We start from the raw sequence: 13950 nt of genomic DNA on the forward strand, positions 1-13950 counted from the left end.
TACACAGCTGCGCGCGGCGTACGTGAGAAATCAGGGAGAACGGAAAAAGCCCCCAGCCGGGGGCATTTCCCGTCACGCGACGGCGCGTTTTTCGCGGCTCAGCTCAGGATCGGCAGGGCGTCCAGCAGCCCGAAGTCGTTCGGGACGAACAGGCTGCCCTCGGTGGTGCCCTGGTCCACCTGATCATCCAGCGCCGCTTGGAGCTGCGCGGCGGTCAGTTCGCCGTTCAGGTACGCGCGGTGCGCGGCGATGACCTCACGGACCTGCTCGGGCGTCTCGTGCACGAACTCCAGGCGCAGATCGCGGATGCCCGCCGCGTGCCACTCGCGCAGGTGCGCGGCAGCCACCTGCGGGCGGCCCTCGAAGACGGTGTTTCGGCAGCCGACGTCCGCCATGACCGGGTGCGCGCGGCCCCGCTCGTCGCGCAGCGCCACGCGGTGCGACTCGCAGGGGTGCCCGCAGTTCGTGTAGTCCGTGCCGCTGCTCAGGAAGCGGCAGAACACGCAGTGCTCGGTGTGGAAGACCGGCAGGTGCCCGTACGCGACGGGTTCCAGGGCCGCGCCGCCCACCAGCCCGGCCAGTTCGGTGATCTGCTGCGCGTTCAGGTCGTACGTGGGCGTCAGTCGGGTCAACCCCAGGTCCAGCAGCGCGCGGGCGGTCAGGACGTTCGCAGCGTTCAGGCTGAAATCCCCCGTGAGTTCCGCCGTCGTCCCGGCGCCCTGCAGGCCTTCCAGCAGGCCGCCGCTGCGGACCAGAATGCCCGCGTCCAGGGACTCGAGGAACTTCTGGAGGTTCTGCTCGGTGGGTTTCAGGATGCGGGGGCTGGCGACCCGCACGGGAATCCCGGCGGCCCTGACGCGTTCCACGCTGGGTTTCAGGCCATACAGCTCCAAGTAATCCAGCGTGACTGAGTCGGGCCGGGCAGCAAGCGCGGCGTCCAGCTGCTCGGGCGTGCGGACCAGGGCATGCAGCCGCGTCGCGGCAGGCGCGGGGGCCTGCGGGCGGGTCAGGGTGGCCAGCGCGGCGTCCAGGCGCGGCGTGACCGTGCGCTCGGGTGCGGCGGCGCGGGCGTCGGTCAGGGCAGCGGCGGCCTCGCGGCGCAGGGCGTTCAGGGCGCTGACTGGCAGGAACCCCGCCCCCTGAAGATCGGTGCTCAGGGTCCCGAGGTGGTACGGGGTGCCGCCCAGTTTGCCCAGCTGCTCGCGCAGGCCCGCCTCATCCAGCGCGCGGTTGCGGGCCCCGGAGAGCGGTTCGGGCAGCGTGACGGTCACGGTCCGGCCCTGCTCGTCGGTCAGGGTCAGCGCGGGCGGCAGGCCCACGTGCCCCATGAAGTGCGCGTCCACCGGGCGGGTATGCACGGGGTCGGCGGCCTCCACCAGGGGTTTCACGCGCGCGGCCAGGGTGGGGTCCTGGGTGCGCCACACCGGGTCGCCCTCGCGCACGCGGCGGCCATCCACCGCGCCACGCCCGAAGCGCAGTTCGTACAGGCCGCCCGCGCGGACGTCATCCAGCGCCGCATCATCCAGCTGACGGCCGTCCTGCCACAGGCCGTACAGGAAGCCGCCCTCCTCGCGCCCTTCCGGTGCGCGCCAGTTGGCCGGGTCGAACACCAGTCCGTCGCCGGGTTTCACGACCTCGCTCAGTTCGACCAGCACGCCGCGCTCGGTCACGCCGCGCACGGTACCCACGCGTACGCCACGGTGCCGGGGCGCACGGCCGCGCACGACGGTCTGGTGGTTGGTGCCCGCCATGAAGTGCGGCCCCAGCCCGCGCGAGTACACCTGTTCCAGGTCGCGTTCCTCCTGCGCGGTGACGCTCAGTGGCAGGCCAGCCCAGGCCTCGTCCACGGCCCGGCGGTACGCAGCGGTGGTCAGGGCGACGAACTCGGCGTCCTTGTAGCGGCCCTCGATCTTCAGGCAGTCCACGCCGATCCGCACGAGGTCCGGCACCTGATGCAGCGCGTACAGGTCGCCGGGCGACAGCAGGTAGCGGGCGTCGCCCAGGTCGCGGTGCTCGCCGTCCACGAACAGCTCGTATGGGAGGCGGCACGCCTGCGCGCACTGCCCGCGGTTCGCGCTGCGCCCACCCCAGGCCTCACTGGAAAAACACTGCCCGGAGTAACTCACGCACAGCGCGCCGTGCACGAACGTCTCCAGTTCGATGTCAGTCGCGTTCTTGATGCGCTCGATGTCGCGCAGACTCAGCTCGCGGCCCAGCACCACGCGGCTCGCCCCGAAGCGCCGCGCCAGCTCGGCGCCCTCGGCGGACGTGATGCTCATCTGCGTGCTGCCGTGAATGGGCAGGTCCGGGCAGATCTCGTGCGCCAGTCGCGCCACGCCGTGATCCTGCACGATCAGCGCGTCCACTCCGGCCTCCGCCAGCGCCATTAGCTGCCGCTCGGCCTGCCGCAGCTCCCGGTCGAACACGAGCACGTTGAACGTCACGAAGCCCAGCACGCCGCGCGCATGCAGGCCCCCCATGATGTCCGGCAGGGCCTCCAGATCGAAGCCCACCTTCGCGCGGGCGTGGAAGCCCGCCCCGTCCGCGCGGCCCTCGCCACGCGCGGGATTCACGCCGAAGAACACGGCGTCCGCGCCGGCCTCCACTGCGGCGCGCAACTGCGCCTCACCGCCCACCGGGCTCATCACTTCTGGTTTCCTGACCGCCGCCATAACGCGCCAGTCTACCCAAACGCCGCCCACGCAACGGTGACCCGCATCCGAAGCGGCGTGCGGGGCAGCCCGCTCAGGTGGACGGTCCGGCCAGCGGTCCCGCCGGAGCGTCCGGCACGCCCGGCGCAGCCCAGGCGGTCACAGGCTGACCGGCGCGCACCAGCAGCACGGGCGCGGCCGCGTGATGCGCGACGCCCTCGGCCACGCTGCCCAGCAGCGCCCGCCCCAGACCACTGCGCCCGTGCGTGCCCATCACGACCAGATCCGGCTTCAGGGCCTCCACGGTGTCCAGAATGGCGCGAATGATGTGCCGCCCCCGCGCGGACTCCACGCGCACCGCCGCCCCCGGCAGCCGCCCCGTGAGGTCTGCTTCGGTCGCGTGGAGACGCGCCTCCTCGTCAGGCCCGCTGACAGGCGGAACGTACGCGAATTCCGAGGCCAGCATGATGTCGTCCGGAACGACGCTCAGCACTGTCAGCTGTGCGTGCAGGGCGTCCGCCAGGGCCCGCGCGTGCGGGAGAGCCAGGTGACCGAGTTCGCTGCCGTCCGTCGTGACCAGGATGTGTGTCATGGCGTGAATCCTCCTGACCTCACCTTGCGCGCCCAGCATTACCGACCCGTTACCACACCCGGGCCGGTCAAAAAATCTGACCCGCCGATCAGTTCCAGGCTACGCTGAACCTCATGAGCGCTCCCCTCACGATCCGGCGCAGCGTGAAGGACCACCCTGCCCGCGTCCCCTCCCCAGCCGCTCCACCCGCCCCCACGTTCACCCGTTCTTCTGCCGCGCCGGTGCAGCGGTTCCTGAGCCGCCCGACGCGCGTGCAGGGTCAGGTCGCCCAGCCCGTCCTGCGCGCCCTAGCGCTTCAGCGGCAGGAGGAGACCCGCCTCTCGGGCGCCCGCGAGGTCGTGCAGCAACAGGTCGCGGCCCTGGGTCATGTGCCACCCGTCCAGCGGCTGATCCAGCCTCCAGTGCCCGACAAACCCGTCACCCCCACCGACTGGGTCACCGTGATGCGGGCTCGAGCCCAGGGGGTCGAAGGTCAGCGCCTTGACGCCCGCACCTTCGGTGAGTTCCAGGCCCTCCAACGGCAGGTGGCCCAGTCCCTCAGTCACGGCTTCCGCGCGGACCGGGGTAAGGCCGCTGCCCGGTACGCCACGTACGGCGAGCACCTCGCCACGCTGCAACGCCACGCGCTGAGCGCCCCGGTGTCCCGCGTGGTCCTGGGCCTGGTCCCCCCGGCCGAGCGTCTCCCTCTTCAGCGGGCGACGGATGAGGCGCTGCAACGCCAGATGGCGCAGGAGCAGGCCGCCCTGAACTTCGACACCCACACGGCCCTGCAACGTCAACTGGCCGAATTGGATGCCGAGGCGACCCAGCCCGTGTTGCAACGAATTCAGGCCAGAAGAGGTGCAGGCAGTCCCCTCCCCGAGGCCATTCAGCGGCACTTGGAGCAGGGATTGAACCACGACCTGAGCCGCGTGCGGATTCACGACGACGCGGAAGCGGACAAACTGGCGAAGGGCGTGAATGCGCTGGCGTTCACGACGGGGACGGACATCTTCTTCCAGGCGGGGCGGTTCAACCCAAACACGCAGACTGGCCTGGAGTTGCTGGCGCACGAGGTGACGCACACCGTGCAGCAGAGCCAGGGCCGCGTGGGGAAAGGCATTGACCCCGACGCCAGCCTCGAAACCGAAGCCAGAGCCATGGGTGCCAGGCTCGCGCAGGTCATGCCCAGCCCGAAGAGTCTCTTTCCCACCAGTCCGCATGCCCCTGGCGTGTACAGCCAGGGTGCGGCACTGCGCCGCGCGCAGACCGGGGCGGTGCAGCGCGTGGCCCTCAAGCCGCTGTATGACCTGCACCCGCAGGCGGTGCAGCGCTGGGGCAATCCCTTCAGCTGGGCGGCCGACAAGGTCAAGGACGGCGTGAGCGCCATCGCGGACAAGGGCAAGGAACTGATCGCCGGGGCCCTGACCGCCCTGCCGGGGTACCGCGAGCTGTGCATGGCGTTCGGGAAGGATCTCGTCACCGGCCAGGCCATGAGGGTCAATCCCGACAGCATCCTGGACGCGCTGAGCGGCTGGGTGCCCGGCCCACTGAAGGACATCCTGAAAGCCCTCAAGGAAACCCAGGCCATTCCCAAGGCGTGGACGTGGTTCAAGGGGGAACTGGGCAAGCTCGACCTGGGCGGCGCGCTGGGCGAGGTTGCCTCCGCGATCGGCAAGGCGGACCTGGGGGCAGCCAAGACGGCCGTGACCCAGCGGATCAGCGGCCTGAGGAGCCTCATCACAGGCAGCGCCCGCAAGATTGCCGACATTGGCCTGACGGCCCTGGCCGCCGGACTCGGCCCGGTCGGGCAGCAGGTCGTGGCGCAGCTGCGCCAGGGGGGCGACCTGATCCTGCAGGTGCTGAAAAACCCCGCTGGGTTCGCCCGGAACCTCCTGGGGGCCCTCAAGGGCGGCTTCTCCCGCTTTGCCGGGAACGCCCCGAAGCACCTCCAGAACGGCCTGGGCCAGTGGCTGACCGGGGCCAGTGGCGTCACCTTTCCCGCCAGACTGGACCTTCAGGGCGTGTTCCTGACCGCGCTGAGCGTCATGGGCCTCACGTATCAGGCCCTGCGCGGGCGCCTCGTGCGGGCCATGGGGCCGAACGGCGAACGGCAGGTCAGCGCCGCCGAGGGCACCCTCGATACCCTCAAGACCATCCGCACTGGCCTGCACAAGGCAGACGAACTGAAAACCAATCAGGCGCCCATCAGTACCGAGGTCGTCAGCGGCCTGAAAACTGAAGTGACGAAGAGTGTCGTCACGGCGGGCATCACGAAGGTGGCCAGCATGCTCATTCCCGGCGGGGGCTTCGTGCAGGCGCTGCTGGGCGCATTCCGCAGCGTGCAGTTCGTCGTGCAGCAGGGCCAGCAGATCATGGGTGTCGTCACCAGCGCCATTCAGAGCGTCAGCGCCATCGCCGCCGGGAACCTCGGCGCGGCCATCAGTGGCGTCGAGACCACCCTGGCGCGCAGCATTCCCGTCGCGCTGGGCTTCCTGACCAAGGTGCTGGGCCTGGGCAGCATCGGCACGAAGATCAAGGCCGTCATCGGCAAAGTCCGGGGAAAACTCGACGCCCTGCTGGACCGGGCCGTGGCGCGGATCAAAGGCCTGATCTCGAAACTGAGCCGGAAGAACACCCCAGGGCAGAAACCCGGGACAGGTGAGGACTCATCCCGGAGCGTGGCCGTGAAAGCCAGGGTCCGGACTCACCTTGCGGCCACGTTGCGTGGCCCAGCCACCCCCGCCGTCATTCGCAACGCCCTTGAACACACCATGAATCAGTTCAGACCCCAGGGCCTGAATGCCCTCCGGACGCGGAAAGCAGGCCAAGGGAGGTACGGGATCGAGGCGAGCGCGTCGCCATACGAGAATGTCGGGCTGACCGACACGAACATCATGTTCGACGCGGATGATCTGGAACTCATGACCCTGCGCCGGGGCGTGGCGCTGCGCGCGTCCATCAACGGCATCGAGGTTCAGACAGCCAACACGCCCGGCAAGAAGGGTGAGCTCCCCAAGCACGCCGAGGAGAATTTCGTGATCAATGCCCAGCGGATTCTGCAACGGTTCGCGGGACAGACACCCGAGGTGATTGTCCAGCTGTCCAGCAGCCCCTGCGGTGACCCGGGCTGCGACGCCGACCTTCAGAAAAAACTGCATAACTGCGCCTCAACGCTGATCGAGTTCGCTCAGCGCCATCAGGTCAAGCTGCGGGTGCAGGTGCTGGGCATCTACTCGCCGAAGGTGAAGGGCGGCAAAGCCCTCTCACGCGACGGACTGCGCCGCATGCTGGATCACGGCATCCGTGTGGAGACGTGGTCGCCCGATCAGGCACTCGCGCAGCTGGAAGCCTCCGCTGGCCCGCTGGAACCCGGAGTGCGGCAGTCCATCAGCTCGAAATTGCGGAATATCATCAAGGAACTCGAGGCTCTTTCCGGACTCAACCTGAGGTAAACGTGGACAAAGCAAGCATGAGCGAAAGCCAGCTTCAGCAGAGGCAGACGCTGGCACAAGACCTGTCAGCGCAGGGCTGGCAACTCAAGAATGAGGACGCGTTCAACCATGACCTGTGGCTCAGCGCGGAACTGACGGCCCGGAAGCGGATTCCCGAGAGCATCATGGAACTCAACTACAGCTTCGAGAACAGCTATGTCGGGTTCACCGTGGCAAAATTCGACGAAGGCCGGGCCGAGTACATCATCTATTTCGATGACTGGGACACGTCGCACGAGATTGTTCAGGACATACTCAGGCACTCAGAGCGGATGACGGTCGCCCGGGCCGCCCAGTGGTCCGTCGAACTTGTCAGCAAACATCCTGGGAACGTGTTCTTCTTCACCGGATCGGACAGCATCGAACTCACGGAGGCGAACGCCCTGGATGTGTTCGAGCGTTTCAATCTCGAAGTGGGTTGACCGGCCCAGGATCACGCAGCACTCCGCCTAAGCGGCTCTGCACGCGGCCTTCCGGAGCAGTTCTCCGAGGTGCAGCTTCAGGCAAGGAATGACCTGATGCCTCCATCCGAGGCTTCGCAGTTGTGACCGCGAACTGGACGGCCGTGGTCGCCACGGGTGACCGGAAGCTGCGCTGCATTCCCGACGCTGCAGGCCACACAGACCTGACCCTGCGCCGCATCTGGCAACACGGCAAGGTCCTGATGGCAGGCCTCCGACGTGGTCGCGTTCCGTTGCGCCTTCTTCCCCTGGGGGACTCGCAGAGCCGCGAAGCAGTGGAGTGACAAGGTGGAAGGCTGAGGGAACCACCGGGCGACTCCGCATGACGAGGAATCACTCGAATCTCGTATCAGTCCATGGTCAAGGCAGAGCGGCGAGGAGAAGCGCGCCCCGCGCTAGTCTGACCGAATGATCAGGTTGTTGTTTGTGGGGGATGTGTTCGCCGCGGCGGGGCGGCGGGTGCTGGGGTCGCACCTGCCGTCCCTGCGGTCGAAGTCGGATTTCATCGTGGTGAACATGGAGAACGCGGCGGGGGGCTTCGGCCTTCACCGCGAGGGCGCGGACGGGGCGCTGAAGGCCGGGGCGCACTGCATGACGCTGGGGAATCACGCGTGGCATCACAAGGACGTGTACGTGCTGATGCAGGACGAGGGCACGTACCCGATCGTGCGGCCGCTGAACTACAGCGATCCGGGCACGCCGGGCGTGGGCTGGCGGTCGTTCGACGTGAAGACCGCGCAGGGCACCGAGCGGCTGACGGTTGTGAACCTGCTGGGCCGGGTGTTCATGGAGGCGGTGGACAACCCGTTCCGGGCGATGGACACGCTGCTGGAACGCGACGATCTAGGCAGCGTGTTCGTGGATTTCCACGCCGAGGCGACCAGTGAGAAGCAGGGCATGGCGCGGTACCTGGACGGGCGGGTGGCGGCCGTGATCGGCACGCACACGCACGTGCCCACAGCGGACACGCGGATCCTGCCGGGCGGCACGGCGTTCCAGGCGGACGCGGGCTTCACGGGACCGTTCGAGTCGATCATCGGCAGTGATCCGCACGGCCCGATCGAGCGCTTCGTGACCGAGCGCCCGCACCGGTACGGCGCGGCGGACGGCCCGGCGGAACTGAACGGCGTCTTTGTCCAGATAGAGGGGAACCGCGCGGTGGGCGTTGAACGGTACCGTTACGTGGAAGGGCAGGAGAGCTGATCACGGCGCTCCTGACAGTGTCCTTCCGGAGAGGCGGAACCGGGCGGTCTCGCCGCAGTACGCCGCGGCAAGACCGTCAGGGGCGGCGTGGCGGGCAGCCGGGCGGAACGCCACGCGCCCACCGCGCCGCGCCTCTGACAGCTGAAGGGAGTGAGCATGAGCATTCGGACTGATGTGAACCTGCTGGGCCGCACGCTGGGGCAGGTGCTGAAGGAACAGGAGGGCGAGGCCTTCTTCGAGCTGGTGGAACGCACGCGCGCCCTGGTACGCGAGGTGAGGGCCGGGGGCAGTGACGCGGAGCTGCGGGCGATGCTGTCGGGCCTGTCCGGGCCGGACGCGGGGAATCTGGCGCGGGCGTTCACGTGGTACTTCCAGCTGGTGAACCTGGCGGAGGAGTACGAGCGGGTGCGGGTGCTGGCCGCGGCGGGCGGGGTGCGGCCGCAGAGCCTGGCGCAGGCGATGCAGGAACTCCGGGCGCAGGGCCTGAGCGCCGAGGAGGTCGAGGCGCTTCTGGCGCGGCTGGACCTGGGGCTGACGTTCACGGCGCACCCGACCGAGATGAGGAGGCGCACGGTGCGCCGTCACCTGGAGCAGGTGGCGCGGGCCCTGCCGACCCTGAGTGATGGGGGCGTGGGCGGTCCGGAGGCCGCCGAGATTGCCGCGCACGTGGAGGCGCTGTGGCGCACGCCGGAACTGCGCCGCCTGAAACCCACCGTGCTGGACGAGGTGAAGGGCGGCCTGACGTACGTGTCGAGCATCGCGCAGGCCCTCCCGGCGTTGCAGCGGGACCTGCACGCGGCGTTCCGGGAGGTGTTCGGGCGGGACACGGCAGCGACGCTGCCGCTGAGCTTCTCGTCGTGGATGGGCGGGGACCGGGACGGGAATCCGTTCGTGACGCCGCAGGCGACGCGCGAGACGCTGGCGCTGCACGGCGAGCGGGCGCGCGAGGTGCTGCTGGGTCTGATCCGGCAGGCGTTCGCGGACCTGAGTCAGGAGGACGAAGGCGAGGAGGCGTACCGCGAGGAGCTTCAGAGCCTGTTCGACGCGGTGAGGGACGGGCAGACGCTGGATCTGGTGGGCCGCCTGGAGGCCCTGGAGGCCCGCCTAGTCCGTGACGGGCAGCGGCGCACGGCGGAGCAGCTCCTGTCGCCGCTGCTGACAGTCGCGCGGGTGTTCGGGCAGCACCTCGTGAGCCTGGACGTGCGCGAGCACAGCGCGCAGACGGGCGCGGCAGTCGCGGAGCTCCTGCGCGCCTCCGGGGTGGAGGCCGACTACGCGGCGCTGCCCGAGCATGCCAAGCAGGAGCTGCTGACGCAGGAGCTGCGCTCGCGCCGCCCGCTGTGGCCTGCCGGGGAGGCGCTGCCCGAGGCGCTGGAAACGGCGATCGGCCCGATCCGCGAGGTGAGGGACGCGGTGCGCCGCGCCGGGCCGCGCGCGTTCGGCCGGTACGTGATCAGCATGGCCGAGTCGGTCAGTGACGTGCTCGAACCGCTGATCCTGGCGCGTGAGGTCGGGCTGCGCATCCTGCCGGTGCCGCTGTTCGAGACGCTAGACGACCTTCAGCGGGCGCCGCAGGTCGTGTGGGAACTGCTGTCGCTGCCGGAGTACCGCGCGGTGCTGGGTGACGATGTGCAGGAGATCATGCTGGGCTACAGCGACAGCAACAAGGACACGGGCTTCCTCGCGGCGAACTGGGCGCTGCACGAGGCGCAGCGGCAGATCAGTGACGTGTGCCGCCGCGCCGGGGTGCGCTGGCGCTTCTTCCACGGGCGCGGCACCAGCATCGGCCGTGGCGGTGGCCCGGCCAGCCGCGCGATCCTGGGCCAGCCGGCGGGCACCATCGACGCGGGGCTGCGCATCACCGAGCAGGGCGAGGCGCTGGCCGACAAGTACAGCCACCCGGTCCTGGCGCGGCGCAACCTGGAGCAGGCGCTGTACGGGCTGCTGCTGTCCGCCGCGCGCCCGGCCGGGGAGCTGAATCCTGCCTGGACGGACGCCATGACGCGAGCCGCCGCGAGCAGTGCCCGCGCGTACCGCGCGCTGGTGGACGACCCGGCGTTCCTGCCGTTCTTCGAGCACGTCACGCCCATCCACGAGATCGCCCGGTTGAACATCGCGTCCCGTCCGGTGCGGCGCCCCGGCGCGCCCACGCTGGGCAACCTGCGCGCCATTCCGTGGGTGATGAGCTGGACGCAGAACCGCGCCAACCTCCCCGGCTGGTACGGGCTGCACGAGGGCCTGCAGGAGATCGGCGTGGAGACCGCCCGCGAGATGTACGCCACGTGGCCGTTCTTCCGCACGGTGCTGGACAACGCGCAGATGAGCCTCGCCAAGAGCGACCCGCTGATCTTCGACGAGTACCTGCGCCTGCTGCCCGAGGGGGACGCGCACCCGCTCGCCACGCACCTGAAGGAGGCCTACGCCCGCACGGTGGCGCTGGTGCAGGACGTGGTGGGCGCCGAGCTCATGGCGAACGAGCCGCGCCTGAAAGAGAGCATCAGCCTGCGCAACCCTTACATCGACCCGATTCACCGCATTCAGGTGGAACTTCTGCGCCGCAGCCGCGGCAAGGACGGCGGCCTGGACGAGTTCGAGCGTCCCCTGCTCCTGAGCATCCAGGGCATCGCGGCGGGCGTCCGCAACACCGGCTGATCGCCACTGGCGGGCTGTGGGGGAGGGGGCGACCTCTCCCCTCTTGCTGTGCCACAGCAGCGGCAGGTGCGGCGCGGTGAGCGGGGCGCCTCGCCTTAACCTCCACCCATCCCCCTCCCCGCTGGAACCGGTACCATGTCGTCATGCGCCATTACGCCCTGCTGGGCGCGCTGCTGACCTCCCTGGCGGGCGGTTCGGGCGCGCAGACGGCCCTGCCCATCCCGCACTTCGAGGGGCAGGTGATCTATCAGGTCATGCCCGACCGCTTCTTCGACGGGAATCCCGCGAACAACCAGGGCGTGAACCGCGACGACCCGCGCGCGTGGCACGGCGGGGACCTGCCGGGCCTCACGCAGAAACTCGCGTACATCCAGAAGCTGGGCGCGACGGCCGTGTGGCTCACGCCGGTGTACCAGCAGCAGGCCACGAACTCGTTCGGTACCGCCGGGTACCACGGGTACTGGCCGGCGGACTTCCGGAACGTGGACCCGCACTTCGGGACGCTCGCGGACTTTGGGACGTTCGTGAAGGCCGCGCAGGGCGCAGGCATGCGCGTCGTGCTCGATCAGGTCATCAACCACTACGGGTATGAGGCGGCCGCCGTGCGCCTGCGCAAGGACTGGTTCAACACCCAGGCGCAGTGCGACGCAACTCAAAACAAGGACGTGGACTGCCCCCTGTCGGGCCTGCCGGACCTGCGCCAGAGCAACCCGCAGGTGCGGGACCTGCTGCTGGGCAACGCGAACTTCTGGCGCGAGCAGGGCGTGAACGCCTTCAGGTACGACGCGATCAAGCACGTCGAGCGGCCCTTCCTGACGGACCTGCTGGCCGCCGACCGCCGCGCGGGCACCTGGACGCTCGGCGAGTGGTTCGGCGCGGATACCGGCACAGTCGCCGACTGGCAGAAGGCGGGGTTTGACAGCCTGTTCCTGTTCAGCCTGCAGGACGCCATGAAGGCCAGCGTGATGGGCGAGGGCAGCCTGGAGGCCGTGCGCAGCGTCCTGACGCGGCAGGATGAACTGCCCCGCCCGGGCGAGGTGGCGTTGTTCCTCGACAACCACGACGTGCCGCGCTTCGCGCAGGGCAGCCTGTTCGAGGACGTGGGCCAGGAACGCACCCGCTACGGCCTGCGCGCCCTGATGACCCTGCGCGGCGTGCCCGTCATCTGGCAGGGCACCGAGATCGCCATGCGCGGCGGCGCCGACCCCGACAACCGCCGCGACATGCGCTTCGAGAACCAGTGGACGCCCGCCGAGCACGCCGTGTTCGACGCCACGCAGGCCGCCATCGCCGCGCGCAGAGCCAGCCCAGCCCTCAGCAACGGATCGCAGACCCTCCTGAAGACGCCGGACAGCGTCAGCGGACAGCTTCTGCTGTTCACGCGCGAACTGAACGGCCAGACCGTCCTGGCCGCGTGGCACAGCGGAAATAACCGCCGCACGTACTCCCTGAAACTGAGCACCCTGGGCGTGAAGTGGGCCGCGCTGGCCGCCACGCCCTCACTGTTCGCCGGGCAGGACGCCAAGGTCAGCGTCAGCGGCGGCTACCTGCACGTGAGCCTCCCCGCGCGGGACGCCGCCGCCTTCCGCGTGCAGTAACCCGGCCACAGAGAGGAGGCGGACCTGCACGGCCCGCCCCCTCTCCCCCACGCCCGTTACGCCCGCAGAGGCCGGGGCACCGGCAGGGTGTACGTTGCAAACGGCTTCCACTGCCCGCCCGGATGGTGGCGCGCCAGGGGCTGATCACGGTCATCCACGTACACCATGCGGTAGCGCACGCGACCCAGTTCCAGCCCCCCGCGCTGCCGCCACAGCACCTGCACGTCCACGTTCGTCGCCGCCGGATCGGTATCACGCGCGGACAGGATGCTGAACCCACCCAGGGTGCCAGGGTACGCGCGGCGCACCTGCCGTACGCTGCGCCGCCGCGTGGGAAAGAGGCGCGCGGGCAGCGCCAGGGCCATCGCGTGGTACTGCCCGCCCTGCCAGTGCGTCAGGAACGCGCTGAGCGCCTCCTGCGGCGTGGAATTGGTCGGCGTGATGTCCATACCCCAGCATGCCACGCCCCGGCCCTCACGGACCATCGTGCGAATGGCGCAGGTCGCCGGGGGTGAACTCCGGCGAAACCTCCTGCGCTGACGCACTGTCGGTCAGAGTGCAGGGCCAGAACTGATTCCAGTTCAGCCGCTGCTGGGCCGGTGTCGACTGACTGTCAGGACCTGTCGCACCAATGTCCGCGCGGTCCAGGTTTCCTCGACGGCCCGTCCCCCTGTTGGGGGCAGAGGCGTCGCCATGACGCTCAGGCTGGTGCCAGAACAGACGAGGCCTGCACGCGGCACTTCCAGTGTGAGTCGCCGGGTGGTCCGTGCCCCCAGCCTGATGCACCGCACGCAGAGCGAGAGTGGCCTGACTCTCCTTACAGCGTCAGGGACATCGTTTGAGCTCCCTGTACGGCGCGCGTCCCCTGCTGCGCCTGCTCGGTGGTGATGTTGCGGAGGGCCGGTGGGGAGAACGCCTGCTTGGTCACGCCATTAGTTTCAGGTGTTCAGCACGAACTGCCCCAGGAACAGCACCCCGGCGCCGATCAGGGCGGTGAGGATCTGCGCCCAGGGCAGTCCGGGCGCGCGGTAGCCCTCGCCCAGACGGGCGCGCATGCCGCTCTCGATCTGACTCTGGCCATTCTGCGAGTAGATGATTGCGCCGGCCAGGAAGGTCAGGAGCAGGCCACCCCAGCCCAGCGCGGTGGCGGCGCCCGCGCGGGTCACGCCGCCCGCCAGAACTGCGCCGATCAGGAGGCACAGCAGGCTGCTCCCCAGACCGGCGCCCAGGCCGAGCAGGAGAATCTGGCCGAGTCGGGCGGCGCGTGTCTGCGTGGTCATGCGTGGACTCTATGCCCGCCAGAGGTTCCCCTCACACCAA

General features: G+C 69.4%; 9 protein-coding genes. 5 read left to right on the top strand and 4 right to left on the bottom strand.

The window, feature by feature from the left end; translation table 11 throughout:
- Positions 1–98: 98 nt before the first annotated feature.
- Together IEY63_RS05740 and IEY63_RS05745 are read right to left on the bottom strand one after the other, a co-directional pair.
- Positions 99–2672 carry a U32 family peptidase gene (locus tag IEY63_RS05740; protein ID WP_229784501.1) on the bottom strand — a complete coding sequence of 858 codons (2574 nt, stop codon included), beginning with the start codon at positions 2670–2672 and terminating at the stop codon, positions 99–101.
- A gap of 73 nt (positions 2673–2745) precedes the next feature.
- The gene (locus IEY63_RS05745; RefSeq protein WP_189067938.1) at positions 2746–3243 is read right to left on the bottom strand and encodes a universal stress protein; all 498 of its coding nucleotides are present in this window, start codon (positions 3241–3243) and stop codon (positions 2746–2748) included.
- Positions 3244–3356: 113 nt separating this feature from the next.
- On the opposite strand from IEY63_RS05745, the gene IEY63_RS05750 reads away from it, so the two are divergent.
- The 5 genes from IEY63_RS05750 (at position 3357) to IEY63_RS05770 (ending at position 12630) form a co-directional block, all read left to right on the top strand.
- Positions 3357–6677 carry an eCIS core domain-containing protein gene (locus IEY63_RS05750; protein WP_189067939.1) on the top strand — a complete coding sequence of 1107 codons (3321 nt, stop codon included), beginning with the start codon at positions 3357–3359 and terminating at the stop codon, positions 6675–6677.
- A 2-nt stretch (positions 6678–6679) separates the two neighbouring features.
- Positions 6680–7138, top strand: a complete 459-nt coding sequence (locus IEY63_RS05755; protein WP_189067940.1) for a hypothetical protein — start codon at positions 6680–6682, stop codon at positions 7136–7138.
- 447 nt (positions 7139–7585) lie between these two features.
- Positions 7586–8380: a TIGR00282 family metallophosphoesterase gene (locus IEY63_RS05760; protein WP_189067941.1), complete on the top strand. Its 795-nt coding sequence runs from the start codon at positions 7586–7588 to the stop codon at positions 8378–8380.
- Positions 8381–8536: 156 nt separating this feature from the next.
- Positions 8537–11032, top strand: a complete 2496-nt coding sequence (locus tag IEY63_RS05765; protein ID WP_189067942.1) for a phosphoenolpyruvate carboxylase — start codon at positions 8537–8539, stop codon at positions 11030–11032.
- A 143-nt stretch (positions 11033–11175) separates the two neighbouring features.
- Positions 11176–12630, top strand: a complete 1455-nt coding sequence (locus tag IEY63_RS05770) for an alpha-amylase family glycosyl hydrolase (protein ID WP_189067943.1) — start codon at positions 11176–11178, stop codon at positions 12628–12630.
- Positions 12631–12686: 56 nt separating this feature from the next.
- Here IEY63_RS05770 and IEY63_RS05775 read toward each other — a convergent pair whose 3' ends face one another.
- Both IEY63_RS05775 and IEY63_RS05780 read right to left on the bottom strand, forming a co-directional pair.
- Positions 12687–13079, bottom strand: a complete 393-nt coding sequence (locus IEY63_RS05775) for a hypothetical protein (protein WP_189067944.1) — start codon at positions 13077–13079, stop codon at positions 12687–12689.
- Between the two features lie 489 nt (positions 13080–13568).
- Positions 13569–13910 carry a hypothetical protein gene (locus tag IEY63_RS05780; RefSeq protein WP_189067945.1) on the bottom strand — a complete coding sequence of 114 codons (342 nt, stop codon included), beginning with the start codon at positions 13908–13910 and terminating at the stop codon, positions 13569–13571.
- Positions 13911–13950 lie beyond the last annotated feature (40 nt).

Origin of the sequence: Deinococcus radiotolerans, from assembly GCF_014647435.1 — a bacterium.
Lineage (GTDB): Bacteria > Deinococcota > Deinococci > Deinococcales > Deinococcaceae > Deinococcus > Deinococcus radiotolerans.

Coding starts and splice junctions, on each gene's coding strand:
- IEY63_RS05740 (WP_229784501.1), bottom strand. CDS start 2,672: ATGGCGGCGGTCAGGAAACCAGAAGTGATGAGCCCGGTGGGCGGTGAG.
- IEY63_RS05770 (WP_189067943.1), top strand. CDS start 11,176: ATGCGCCATTACGCCCTGCTGGGCGCGCTGCTGACCTCCCTGGCGGGC.
- IEY63_RS05765 (WP_189067942.1), top strand. CDS start 8,537: ATGAGCATTCGGACTGATGTGAACCTGCTGGGCCGCACGCTGGGGCAG.
- IEY63_RS05760 (WP_189067941.1), top strand. CDS start 7,586: ATGATCAGGTTGTTGTTTGTGGGGGATGTGTTCGCCGCGGCGGGGCGG.
- IEY63_RS05775 (WP_189067944.1), bottom strand. CDS start 13,079: ATGGACATCACGCCGACCAATTCCACGCCGCAGGAGGCGCTCAGCGCG.
- IEY63_RS05780 (WP_189067945.1), bottom strand. CDS start 13,910: ATGACCACGCAGACACGCGCCGCCCGACTCGGCCAGATTCTCCTGCTC.
- IEY63_RS05745 (WP_189067938.1), bottom strand. CDS start 3,243: ATGACACACATCCTGGTCACGACGGACGGCAGCGAACTCGGTCACCTG.
- IEY63_RS05750 (WP_189067939.1), top strand. CDS start 3,357: ATGAGCGCTCCCCTCACGATCCGGCGCAGCGTGAAGGACCACCCTGCC.